This is a genomic window from Acutalibacter intestini (genome assembly GCF_034334985.1).
In the GTDB taxonomy this organism is placed as follows: domain Bacteria; phylum Bacillota; class Clostridia; order Oscillospirales; family Acutalibacteraceae; genus Acutalibacter; species Acutalibacter intestini.
Genome location: NZ_JAWXXL010000026.1, coordinates 1 through 12,723, shown reverse-complemented (window position 1 = coordinate 12,723; position 12,723 = coordinate 1). Strand labels below are relative to the sequence as shown.

Here is a 12,723-nt window from a genome sequence, read left to right as displayed (position 1 = left end):
TTTACCACACCTTCCAAGGGGCACGGCCCTCTGTCCACAGCTTTTCCAGCAATTCTTTTTCCCGCACAGTGTCCATGCACTGCCAGAATCCTGTATGTTTATACGCCATCAACTGGCCCATTTTCGCAACAGTTTCGAGAGGAGATTTCTCTAAAATTGTGTCGTCTCCCTCTATCATGTCAAAAAACTCCGGCTGGCAGACCATGAAGCCGATGTTGATGAGGTTGCCATCGCCCTGAGTTTTCTCGCGGAACTCTTGGATTTGCCCGTCTTTGTCAACGTCCAGAACGCCAAAGCGCTGGCCCGCGTTGTACGCAGAAATGGTCACCATTTTGCCGTGGGATTGATGGAATTTGACCAGTTCTGAGATATTTACATTGGAAACGCCGTCGCCGTAAGTCAGAAGGAAGGGTTCATTGCCAACATAGTCCCGCACACGCTTCACCCGGCCTCCAGTCATGGTGTTCAGACCTGTGTCCACGATAGTGGCTTTCCAGGGTTCTGAGGTGTTTTTATGTACGATCATGTCCTCTTTGCCATTGGTAAAGTCAAAGGTAATGTCAGAAGTATGAAGAAAATAATCGCCAAAAAACTTCTTGATGACGTGTTGCTTGTAGCCTGCGCAGATAATGAATTCATTAAAACCATAGTGGCCGTACAGCTTCATAATGTGCCACAGGATGGGCATGCCGCCCAACTCCACCATGGGCTTGGGCTTAAATTGGCTTTCTTCGGAGATTCGGGTGCCGTATCCACCGGCGAGAATCAGGGTTTTCATGTAGTTTCTCCCTTAAATCAATATAAAGAAATAGAAATGTTATTGCCAGCCAAGAACAGATAGGACACAGAACCTTGGAAACTTCAAGCCAAACGGCCAATGTTTTACAAAGTCTACTCCTACTCACAAAACTCCTCTGTATCTGAGCTATTACTCCCGAACAAAAATATAGGAAACATGATAATGTTGAAAGAGAGTGGAGACCTTATCAGGGGAATATTTCAAAGCCCGCATAAAGCGAATTTTCCCCTCCATGCTCAGTGCGGAGAGCATATTCAGCCGCTCTCTTTTCGTCTCCACCGGCAGAACCGGGGGCTGCTCTTTGGGGGCGAACTCGCGCTCGCAGTTCGAGCAGTTGTCGATCCCAGTCTCGTCTCCCCAGTAGATCCCGGCATTTTCTGCCCTGGCTCTCTGAGCGATGGCCGGATATTCCTCCTCCCGCCACCTTCAGATTCGGGAAGGATCCTGCTTCCGGGCACGCTTGACCGGACGCTGACAGGTCAATCCCTAGCGCCGCATATAATCCGATGCACTGCCGTCTGACATCTTCTTTTTCCAGACGTATGCGCACACTTTTTTCAGCGTCCACAAACTGCCGGGAATGCTGAATTCCTCCGGGCGGCGCGTCACAATCGTTTTCCGTATTTCCGCCTGTTCCTCCGATGTCAGCCGGAGATGCGTCCCCTTCTGGAACCCACGTTTCTTCGGTTCCAGGGAACCCTCGCCCTCTCGCTGATACGCCGTCCATATTTCGCTGATGCGATTCTGCCGCACTCCGGTCAATTCCTCTATTTCTTTCCCGATTTTCCCCATCTTTTTGAGGCGTACGACCTGTCGGCGTACCTGCTTGAGCTCTCCACTTTTCAATTTTCGTAAATCAATGTATTTCATACCCTCTATTTTACCACTTTTTACATCCTTTTCCTATATTGTTTTTTAGAAGTAATACTGTATCAATCTGTGCGCTTTAACCCCTGCTCCTGTAGAAAATGCTCTAAATATTCAGTGCTTTATAACCAGACTCAAATGCAATATCACGTCGCAGGGAAGGCACATTGAAAATGTCTTTTGGAGGAACTAAACCACTTAAATTTTCCAAACCAATTCTTGTGTCATCTGGCCCCAACGCCAATACAATGCCTGTATTCTGCAACAGATAATGATTTTCTTGGAATTCAAAAACAGGATGCTCTAACATCTCATTATTTGCGGCTTTTCCGGGCAAAACAAAAAATCCTTGAAATGGTATATTGTTTTTTATAAAATACTCCCCATATATTTCTCCAATCCGGCCTGCGCCCAAAATGTATATCTCTGCATGTGCACGACAGAATCTTTTGAGGTTTCCTGTATTTAAAAGAAATCCAATTTTGCCAGTCACACGAATAAAAAACTTAGGCTCTATGGAGATTAGAAATAGCCTAAACAAGGAGATCTCCGTTACCTTATTCCAATATTCTATATATTTTCTGAAAACTTTATAAGAATACACACCATCCAGTTTTAATCTTTTAAAGCTATCGACATTCCCTAAAAGGCTCTTTCCTTGTGACATTACTATAGCCATTTTGTTTTCATAGTAATCAGGCAATGATTCTATCACTTCTGTCCATTTATACACCCATGTAGAGAAACAATTCTGGTACCATGACGAAGTTTTCTTTTTTGTGGATAACCTATACCGATGCTTTCCTAAATTTAAATTCAGGCCGCAAAATTGCTCCAGCTCTAAAATTCTGTGGAAAATAAAAGAAATATGTGAAAACCCCGCTATAGAGGCCTTTAAGCATATGCCTTTGTAGTAGTCCCAATTAACGTCACGAAACACAGTGTGTGTGTTCAGGATGGCCGCCCCATATAACGTTAACTGTACCGCACATGTTTGAAAATAATTATTTATATCACAAATAATTTCAGCCTGAATCACACCATTGCGGTTTCTTGAATTCAACGTAACCAAATCGTACTTTGTATCTAATTTGCTTAAAATGAATTGTACTCCTTCCTTAGGGTATTGCACTCCGTCCCCACTTAACCAGATAAAATCATATTCTCCAGTTATCCCATAGCCCTGAAAAATCATAAATGTCTTTTCATCTGGTTCCACGTATTCTGGAATTGCAATATAATGGATGCGTCCACTTGTCATGAACTTTTTAACAACCTTTTCTGTTGCATCTTCCCTGCTTGAGTCATAGAAGTAAATATCGATTCCACATTCCATATAATATGGAGCGCAGTTTATCAAAAAATCCTCCACAACTTTTGAGTTTTCATATGTTGGGATACACAAAGCTATATGCATATTGCAACTCCTTGCTTATTTCTTTTTGTATCGGAAAAGAGGCTCATTACTTTTCTGCCCGGGAAACCCCTTCAAATATTCTTGGGTACGGGTTTGCTGGATCCCAAATCTCCAAATACGTCCTATACAGTGTGTCTACGGCTGCCCTAAAATCATGCTCATCCTTGGCCGCAGCCACCATCCTACACAAATATTCTAATTTGTCATAATTGGGGAGGCGTTCCTGATTGCACCAAAAATCTGCGCTGCGGAAGCACTCCTGGCAGAGGATTTTAAAATACGACTGCCGTAACATAGACTCTCGGACATTATGATAGATATTCTTAGCACCACAATGAGGGCACTTCGTCTCCAGTACCCATTCCCCATATTCGTTTTGATAGATACTCTCAATTGTACCAAGGGTAGACTGAGGATGGTAATAGAAAGATAAGAGTTGCACAAGGACAACATATTTCCAATATGTTTCATCTGGCATCTGCATTAAGTTGATCCGCCAGTCATCTTCAGGAATGCAAGTTTATCTGTTATTTTCCCGCACTGTACAAGTTCTTTATAATATTCACTTCCTGGGTATGTCTCAATCATAGAAAGGTTTATGCCATATTGAGGGTGGTCAAACCAGAAGCGCATCGTTTCATAAATCGTGGATTCATCCTCAACTTCATCTCCAAAAATGAAGTTCCCTATGATGTTGATAGATGCATCATAGGTCATCTTCAACGTATGCTCTATTTGCTCTGGTGTGATATGCTTCCTCATATTTTTAAGCACTTTAGGGCTGTAACTCTCCAAGCCATATGATATACAGCAACAGCCTGCATCCCGCATATTTTTTAATAATTCAAGAGACAACCCCTTCATATCCACCCGCATTTGCACCACCCATGTAAGGCCATATGTCTTAATCCTTTTGCAAAATTCATCTACCTGCTTAGGGTCGGCGCTGAAAAGTTCATCCATGATGCTGAGAGATTTGGGGTGATATGTCTTTACAACCACATCCAATTCTTTGAAAAAGTTGTCCAAGCTTCTCTGTCGGTATTTAGTTCCCGAAGGATGAAAACAAAACTTACACTGATATGGACAGGACCGGCCCAAAACCATGGACATTGTCCTAGGCCTGTCATAAGAACACGAAAAACCTAGTTGGTCTGATACTTTTTGTTCATCCAAATACTTGTCCATATCAAGCCCCTCATAATTGGGAAAAGAAATCGTATCCAGATCGTGAATTTCTTCGCGGGGAAATGTCTGTTTGTACTCTCCGCTCTTTGCTCGATAAACGATGCCTTTGACATTCGCAACATCGCCACGGTCTATCAGGGTTTGAACTAACTCAACATCCGTGATTTCCCCCTGCCCAACTACTGCGTAGTCTACTTGAAGCAGTTCTGCACATGGGATGGGTTCCGAAGTAATCATCCCACCGCCGCAAATCGTAATGATGTCTGAGTGAACAGATTTTGCAGTATCAAATATCTTCTTAATAACCCTCCATTCTGGGCACAGTCCGCCAGAAAGCACACAGTCAATTTTTTCTGAGCGGATATAGTCGGCCAAATATGCGTATCGATCTTCCACGTCAATATGGTTCATATTAAGGCCATCAACGTCAAAACCCGCTTTCCGCAGAGCTGCATTGACATAAGCGATGCCTATTGGAAAGGAATAACTTTTATCTCTTCGCTTCAAAACATTATATGGAGGTATTACCAGTAACAGCTTCATATATATCTCCCTTTGTCTTATAGAATGTGTACTTCCAACTGTCCCAGCTGGCCTGTACCGCTTTTCTGCCATCACGCATTTCTTCCCATAAACTCTTCTATTGTCAAAATATCGCCTTCAAATCCTAAAGCCTGCAAATCCTTGAACCAATATCTGCCCTTGAAGAAGTCAATGATCAGCACGGCATCCGCCATATCGGGCCTAAATTCCTGTTTAGCCACCTTGTGAAATTCCCCTTTACAGTCCTCCGGCACCCAGGTAAGCTGGAAAATTTCAACACCGGTTTGCTTTAACAAATGGGCAAACTCCTGCGAAAACTCATTCTTCCCATAGAAGCCAATCCGTTTTGCGCCCAATTTGTCCACACACTTTTTAAGGTACTCAACAGGAGAAAGGCCAAACTCATTGTTATAAATTTTTGAGAGAATCTTCCGGTAAATCTCCTCCTGTTTCAGTGGGTGGGGCAGCGCCTCCCGGATATTGTGGCAGCCCCAGTCATAAACCTTGGGATCCTTCCAGCAGTCATCAGCTAAAATTTTAAGATATTCCTTATGATAGGGATGCATGGGATTCAGGATATTCTTGAACCAGTAGGTTTCGTCCTCCATACCAAACCAGCGGTATACAGGACGCATGGTAATCTGGTCTACTGCAAACTCATCAGACTTTGCAAATCTCTGAACATAATCCGGTATTTCCCAAAAGTTACTTTCCTGCACCACCATGGCCAATTTTAATTCTTTGATTTGCCCTTCTCTTCGGAGTTTGCTCAAAAACTCTAGATTAGCCAAGACTTGCTCGAACTTATCAAACCCTCCAGTCAAATATCGAAAAACCTCTTTACGCAAACTATTTAATGTGACATTGACTGCAAAATGATATTCTCCTAAGTGAGAAAACTTTTCCCAATGAGCCTTATCAAATAGTATTCCATTAGTTTCAACGCTGAGTTGAAACTCTTTGCGTTCAGGACGCAAAACTTGTAAAAACTTGATAAAACTCGGATTTGCCAAAAATTCGCCTTGTCCGTTCAAGTTTATGGCTTTTGCCTTATTGGCAAAGGGGATTAGTCGCTCCAACGCAGTATCAATCTTTTCCCTCTCTCCTTCTTTTGGACAATAAAGAGAGGTACGGCAGGTAGTACAAGCTATATTACAAATGCGATCATTTGCAATATTTATAAACAAAGGTGTTTCGCTGGCAACAGCTTTCTGCTTGAATTCATCTTCTAACAAATCCGGCAAATCATCACGCTCTAAAAATGGACAGGAGGTTTTCCGGCAAAACGCAAAAGAACCATCTAAGATGCTGTCCCGAGCCTGCTGTGCCGCTGCACTTTTCCAAATTTTATCCAAATCATTTTCGTACAAGTTGCCGATAATGCAGTGCATCCAGCTACAAGGCCACACCGCTCCATCTGGAGCTAAGTAAGCACTGTCAAAAGGTCTATTGCAAAATTTCATCTTCCTGTCCTCCACATAATTTGATTATTTCGCCGGCCTGCTAGAAGTAGACTGCCCCCGCCACTTCTTAATGCCGTGCCTGTCCATAAGCCACTCTAAAACTCCTTCCAGCGCCACAATTTTGCCGGAAAATTCTTGCTGCGCCAAGGCGATTTTTTCCTCTGTCCGGACTAAGTCACACACCACCAAACAGTCCGCCGGGGGCAGCTCATCCTCCCCCAAACGGTAGACGATCAGCGTCTCATGTACAGAACCCAGATAGTCTGCCTCCACGCCATAGGCCGTGGTAATCTCCTGCTCCTTGGCCAGCTCGTCCAGCAGATACCTCCCTTCCCGGCCCATGCCCAAGACTGCTACAGATTGTAGCCTATGCTCTGTAAAGTATTCTCCGAACCGAACGTCCTTCTGTTTCAGCTTCAGCAGGATGTGCAGCAGTTCCCGCTCATGGCTGGTTGCCGCCAATTCTACCTTCTGTTTGCGGTACTTCTCCAGCCACAGCTTTTTTACCAGCGCCCCGCCTGCCACCGCGCCTACAGTCACTCCGAAAAACAGAGCAACTATATTTGATTTTTTCATATTGTCACTCCATTTCTATCAGCGCTTTCAGCACGTACCAGCTGTATTTCAGGGGCTGGTGGCTGCGGGCTATCATCTCAAATAGCTGCTGAAGCCTCTTGCGCCCTGGCTTCCTCACGCACTCCTCTACAAACCGGGCAAAGCGGTAGGGGTTGCGTTTGCCAAAGTGCACATTCCGGGGAAGTTTCATGTTTTTCCTCGCCCAGCTTTCCAGATTGCAGGGGTACATGAACATGTCGTAATTCCGGTAAGGGTTTGCGTGATGGGTAGAGAACCAGTTGTTTTCCCCTTTTTTATCCACAAAACGATAGGCAGATAAAATCTCATTGCTGCAATATATGGAACCACGAAGGAGCGCAAGCAGTATTATAGTCTTGTCACACACCATGGGATGAGCCTCATAGAAAATATTGCACTGCTCCGGGTCCATGCTCAGGAAAAAGTTTCGAAGCATTACCGTCCCCAGGTGGCCCGGTAATTGCCAGCTTTCGGCCAAATCTTCCAGCGTAAAAACCCTTTTGTTCCAGGCAATATGGCAACTGCGTTCATAATCCGGCTTGCTGTCCTCATCTACAATCAGGCACTTGCTGCAACAGCCAGTATGCTCTGGGTGAGACTCCAAAAAGTCAAACTGCTTTTGCAGCTTACGCTTGTCCAACCAGAAGTCGTCGCCCTCCAGTATCGCAATATATTTCCCCTGGGCCCGGCAAATCAAATCGTACAGGTTGCAGCTTGCCCCTACATTACCGGCCCGAAGCACCGGCTTGACGATGTCCGGATATTGTTTCGTAAATTCCTGGATAATGCCGGCGGTCCCGTCCTGTGACGCGTCATCCCCCACCAGCACCTCATAACACAAGTCTGTCTCTTGATCCAAAATGCTTTCCAGCGCCTGCCTGATATATTTTTCATGTCCATAACTCAAAACAAGAATACTCACAAGGCAATCGTATTTATTCATGTTTTTGCAGTTGTCAAATTCCATAATGAATCATCCGTTCTGTTCATACGTTTAAATTAGCCTACAATTTTATTTGTTTATTTGAATCGGCAAACACAACAAAACTTAAGTTAATCTAAAGTTTTTTGCTTTATTTTGCAATCTCTTCGCTATCATTGAGTAAGACACTCTATTCAGGTATTAGCTTTAATTGCACATATACCTTTCGGTTCTCCTCAGTAATAAAAAAGGCATTATGATACCCTTCAAACGTCATGGCGCGCAAGCGATCTATCGCTTCTCCATATGTGCAAATCTGATTTAAATCTATTTCACACAATTGTAAAAAATCTTTTTTATAATTTAGATTACCTTCCGATTCAGCAGAAAACTCCTGTACAGCATTGCATAAAATTTGAGGAAGGCAGTCTCTTATCATCACTATCTCTAACTCTTGGATACGTTTATACACATCAAAGGATGTATCCCAATCATAAACTGGTATTTCTCTCCTAAAAAAAATAGGCCCATGATCCAATTCTGCATCCATTTTATGAATTGTAACTCCTACAGGATGCTTATTGATTATACTAAACACTTGCGGAAAAACACCACGATTGTATGGGTTATAACCTGGATGAACATTTATACATAGCTTTTTACTCACTAACTGATGTGGAAATATTTGTTTAGAATGCAATGAAAGAAAAACATCATATAAATCAAAAAAGTTATGGCTTTGGGCTTGTAGATTAATGGGAAAAAACTTCTCACCGTTATATTTTGAGGTAAAATCCAAATTTGTGTCTGAGTAGAAAAAATCGAAATCATTTCCAAAGAACACACCTTCTTTGACCATGGAGAGAAATTGAATATAAATATATTCATTATCCGCGATAACGCACACTTTCATTAATAATACCGCCTGACTATTATATTTCTACATGTCGTTATATTTCTTTATACATCTTTTTATAGTACTCCTGATACTCCCCGGAAACGATATCCTCCCACCATCCCCGGTTCTCCGCATACCACCGAACCGTCCGCCTCATGCCGTCCTCAAACCCCGTCTCCGGCAGCCAGCCCAACTCGCCATGTATTTTCCCCGGGTCAATGGCATACCGCCTGTCATGCCCCTTTCGGTCGGCCACGTAGGTTATCAGGCTCTCCGGCTTACCCAGCTCAGCAAGGATCAGCTTCACCACGTCAATGTTGCGGCGCTCATTGTGCCCGCCTACATTGTAAACTTCCCCCAGCCTGCCCTTCTGCAAAATCAACTCTATGGCCCGACAGTGATCGGTTACATACAGCCAGTCCCGTATGTTTATGCCCTCCCCATACACAGGCAGAGGTTTATCCTGCAAAGCATTCAGCACCATTAACGGGATCAGTTTTTCAGGGAACTGGTATGGCCCATAATTATTAGAGCATCTTGAAATTGTCGCCGGAATCCCAAAGGTTTTGTGGTATGCCTGCACCATCAAATCCGCCCCCGCCTTGCTGGCGCTGTAAGGAGAGCTGGTGTGCAGCGGGGTGTTTTCTGTGAAGAATAAATCAGGCCTGTCTAAAGGCAAATCCCCGTAAACCTCATCTGTAGAAACCTGATGATAGCGCCCCACACCAAATTCCCGGCAGGCCTCTAAAAGTGTGGATGTGCCGAAAAGGTTTGTCTGCAAAAACACACCGGGGCCGTCAATGGATCGATCTACATGGGTTTCCGCCGCAAAGTTTACCACAACCTCCGGATGCTCTGCCCGGAACAAATCGAACACCAAATTTTTGTCGCAGATATCGCCCTTTACAAACCGAAAATTGGGCTCATCCATCACCGATTTTAATGTGGACAAATTCCCCGCGTAGGTCAGTTTATCCAGGCAAATTACCCTATCCTCCGGGTGCCTCTCCATCCAGTAAAATATGAAATTCGAGCCAATAAACCCAGCCCCGCCCGTCACCAAAACCGTCATGCAAACCACCTCTTTTCTCTCAAAGTCACAGCAAAAACCTGTCCTCTGCCACCCGCCGCAAATGTTCCCCATAAGGCGACTTTCCGTATAATCTTGCATTTTCCAACAGTTTCGCTTTGCCGATCCACCCAGCATGATAGGCGATCTCCTCCGGCGCGGAAATCACCACCCCCTGGCGGTTCTGCACCGTCTCCACAAAAGTGCCGGCCTCCATCAAACTGTCTACAGTGCCCGTATCAAGCCACGCAAAGCCCCTTCCCAGCACCTGGGCCTTCAATTTGTTTTCTCGCAAATACAGCCGGTTTAAATCTGTAATTTCCAACTCCCCACGGGCTGATGGCGTAAGTTCCTTTGCCATCTCCGAAACCCCGCCGCTGTAAAAATATAACCCGGTTATGCAATAATTAGACTTGGGATTCTCCGGCTTTTCCTCCACGGAAACCACGTTGTGCCCCGCGTCAAATTCCACGATCCCAAAGCGCTCGGGGTCCCGCACATAGTACCCAAAAATGGTTGCAAAACCGTCATAAGCATTCTTTACAGCCTCGTCCAGATTCTTGCTGAACCACCCGCCGTAAAAGATGTTGTCGCCCAAAATCATGGCGCAGGGCTCATTGTATAAGAAGCTTTCCCCGATGAGAAAGGCCTGGGCGATCCCCTCCGGTTTTGGCTGTTCCGCATAGCTTAACCGGATGCCAAACTGCTCCCCATCCCCCAGTAAATCCTGAAATCTTGGCAAATCCTGCGGCGTAGAAATCAGCAAAATATCCCGTATCCCCGCCAGCATCAAAGTGGACAGCGGATAGAAAATCATAGGCTTGTCGTACACGGGCAAAAGCTGCTTGGACACGATTTTCGTCAACGGATAAAGCCGCGTCCCCGAGCCCCCCGCCAGAATGATTCCCTTCACGATTTCCACCTCACTTTTTGCAGCTTAAAACGATATCGCAAACCCTGTCCACGTCCGCCAAATCCAAGTCTGCGTACAGCGGCAGCGTCAAAACCTTCCGACTGATTTCTAATGCAACCGGCGTTTTTTTTGGTTCAAACTTTCCTTTATAACAACTAAATTCACTTGTCAGCGGATAAAAGTATTTCCTTGTATGGATACCATTCTCTGCAAGTTTATGCAGTACAGTGTCCCTGTCTGCCCCAAAAACTCCCTCATGGAAAACCACCGGGAAGTAAGCAAAATTCGGCTCCACATTTTTCTGTACGGGATTTATCTGCAAGCCCGGAACATTTTCCAACCTCTCCCGGTACCGCTCCACAACCCGCTTCCGTTTGGCAATTTCCCCGTCTAAATGCCGCAAATTGCACAGCCCCATAGCCGCCCGGAATTCATCCAGCTTCGCGTTTGTGCCGACTTCCTCCACGTCCTCCGGCCCCGCCAGGCCAAAGTTTTTCAGCTTCGCTAAACAATCTCCAAACACCTCATTTTGAAAGCACGCACACCCACCTTCAACGGTATGAAAAACCTTTGTGGCGTGGAAACTGAAGCAGGAAACATCTCCAAAATTTGCAATCCCCATGCCCATGTATTTCACCCCAAAGGTGTGGGCCGCATCGTATATTACTGCAAGATTATACTTTTTCGCTATCGCCTCTATAGCCTCTACACCGCACACATTCCCATACACATGCACAGGCAAAATAGCGCTGGTTTTCTCAGTAATAAGGGGCTCAATCTTCTCCGGATTTATGCAAAATGTTACCGGGTCAATGTCGCAAAACACAGGTGTCAAGCCATTCCGCACAATAGCCTGGGTGGTGGAGGCAAAGGTAAATGGCGTAGTGATAACCTCCCCAGAAAGCCCCAAAGTCTGCAAAGAAACTTCAATAGACATATGCCCATTTGTAAGCAGTTCCAGGTGCCCTGTCCCCAAATACTCCTGCAATTTTATTCGTAATTCTTCATGCTTCTGGCCCATGTTTGTAAGCCACCGGCTGTCCCACAAATCTTTAATTTCTGCGCAATATTCCTCATAAGGCGGCATAGACGAGCGCGCCACGTTGACCTCATTCATGGCCGCACTCCCGCAAAATTCGAACTGTATTTTCTATTCCATTACTTTCGTTGTTTTGCATGCCCCACCCCAGCTTTTCCACTTTTCCCGCATCCAGCACCTGTCTGGAAATCCTGGAATACCCTCTGCTTTCCATATCACTTGGCAAATCAAAAACCACTTTGCAGCCGCCAGCGTCAGCTGCTTTTTCCGCAAACGCCCGGATTGTCCTCTGATACCGTTTATCCGCAATATTATACGCCTGTCCGGACTCCCCTTTTTCCAATACAACCAACAAGCCCTGCACCGCGTCCACCACATAGCAATGGGAGCGTTCTCTCAGCCCATCGCTCTTCAGCACAATGTCCCGTCCCTCCGCCGCGGCCCAGAGGAACTCCGCCACCGCCCGACTGTCCTGCCGTGACATGGTTGGCCCAAACAGATGGCAGGGCCGCACGATAACCACATCCACCCCAAACTGGCTCCGGTAACTCTGGCACAGCACCTCGGCGGCGCGCTTGCCCTCCGGGTAGCAGGAACGTGGGCTGGACAAATCTAATGCCCCGCAATAATCCTCTGTGAAATCATCCTGGTTCTCATTTGGCTGCCCGTAAACTTCCCCAGAAGAAACATACAGAAACCGCTTCATCCCATGTGACAGTCCATATTCCATCAGATTTTTTGTACCCAGCACATTCGCCAGCAACGTATTCACTGGATGTTTTGCCATATTCACCGGGTCTGCGTTGCTGGCGGCATGGATGATAAAATCAACCTGTTCCAAAAAATTTTCAAATGGCTTGCATACATCTTGTTGAATAAATATGAAGTTCCAATTATTCCAGAATGGCTCAAATCTTTCCCGCGCCTTTTCCAAATTGCGCCCAACTGCCACCACCCTGCATGGTTCTGCCTGCTGCCGGTTCCACACCATAACGGCGTCTGCCAGACAGC

At 45.5% G+C, this 12,723-nt stretch carries 13 protein-coding genes; all 13 read right to left on the bottom strand.

The window, feature by feature from the left end:
- Window position 1 precedes the first annotated feature (1 nt).
- Complete coding sequence (gene rfbF / locus U8U68_RS15705) at window positions 2–778, bottom strand: glucose-1-phosphate cytidylyltransferase (protein ID WP_322202465.1); 777 nt, start codon at window positions 776–778, stop codon at window positions 2–4.
- A gap of 150 nt (window positions 779–928) precedes the next feature.
- Window positions 929–1,165 carry a transposase gene (locus tag U8U68_RS22440; RefSeq protein WP_367575839.1) on the bottom strand — a complete coding sequence of 79 codons (237 nt, stop codon included), beginning with the start codon at window positions 1,163–1,165 and terminating at the stop codon, window positions 929–931.
- Between the two features lie 120 nt (window positions 1,166–1,285).
- On the bottom strand, window positions 1,286–1,669 hold the full coding sequence (locus tag U8U68_RS15700; RefSeq protein ID WP_322202463.1) for a COG3415 family protein: 384 nt from the start codon (window positions 1,667–1,669) through the stop codon (window positions 1,286–1,288).
- A 103-nt stretch (window positions 1,670–1,772) separates the two neighbouring features.
- Window positions 1,773–3,083, bottom strand: coding sequence for a hypothetical protein (locus tag U8U68_RS15695; RefSeq protein ID WP_322202461.1), 1,311 nt, complete (start codon window positions 3,081–3,083; stop codon window positions 1,773–1,775).
- Between the two features lie 483 nt (window positions 3,084–3,566).
- Window positions 3,567–4,886 carry a B12-binding domain-containing radical SAM protein gene (locus U8U68_RS15690; protein ID WP_322202459.1) on the bottom strand — a complete coding sequence of 440 codons (1,320 nt, stop codon included), beginning with the start codon at window positions 4,884–4,886 and terminating at the stop codon, window positions 3,567–3,569.
- Window positions 4,886–6,277 (bottom strand): radical SAM/SPASM domain-containing protein, encoded by a 1,392-nt coding sequence (locus tag U8U68_RS15685; protein WP_322202457.1) that lies wholly within the window; start codon window positions 6,275–6,277, stop codon window positions 4,886–4,888. The genes U8U68_RS15690 and U8U68_RS15685 overlap by 1 nt, the downstream gene beginning before the upstream one ends.
- 24 nt (window positions 6,278–6,301) lie before the next feature.
- Window positions 6,302–6,853 (bottom strand): hypothetical protein, encoded by a 552-nt coding sequence (locus tag U8U68_RS15680; RefSeq protein ID WP_322202456.1) that lies wholly within the window; start codon window positions 6,851–6,853, stop codon window positions 6,302–6,304.
- A 4-nt stretch (window positions 6,854–6,857) separates the two neighbouring features.
- Entirely contained in the window at window positions 6,858–7,838 is a 981-nt protein-coding gene (locus U8U68_RS15675; protein WP_322202454.1) for a glycosyltransferase, read from the bottom strand.
- Between the two features lie 145 nt (window positions 7,839–7,983).
- Window positions 7,984–8,706: a dTDP-4-amino-4,6-dideoxyglucose formyltransferase gene (locus U8U68_RS15670; RefSeq protein ID WP_322202452.1), complete on the bottom strand. Its 723-nt coding sequence runs from the start codon at window positions 8,704–8,706 to the stop codon at window positions 7,984–7,986.
- A gap of 37 nt (window positions 8,707–8,743) precedes the next feature.
- A complete protein-coding gene (gene rfbB, locus U8U68_RS15665) occupies window positions 8,744–9,763 on the bottom strand; it encodes a dTDP-glucose 4,6-dehydratase (RefSeq protein ID WP_322202449.1) in 1,020 nt (339 codons plus the stop codon).
- A 25-nt stretch (window positions 9,764–9,788) separates the two neighbouring features.
- Window positions 9,789–10,673 carry a glucose-1-phosphate thymidylyltransferase RfbA gene (rfbA, locus tag U8U68_RS15660; protein ID WP_322202447.1) on the bottom strand — a complete coding sequence of 295 codons (885 nt, stop codon included), beginning with the start codon at window positions 10,671–10,673 and terminating at the stop codon, window positions 9,789–9,791.
- A gap of 10 nt (window positions 10,674–10,683) precedes the next feature.
- Window positions 10,684–11,790, bottom strand: coding sequence for a DegT/DnrJ/EryC1/StrS family aminotransferase (locus U8U68_RS15655; RefSeq protein ID WP_322202445.1), 1,107 nt, complete (start codon window positions 11,788–11,790; stop codon window positions 10,684–10,686).
- On the bottom strand, window positions 11,783–12,723 hold a 941-nt coding region (locus tag U8U68_RS15650), incomplete at its 5' end, for an NAD-dependent epimerase/dehydratase family protein (protein ID WP_322202443.1). The genes U8U68_RS15650 and U8U68_RS15655, both read right to left, overlap by 8 nt.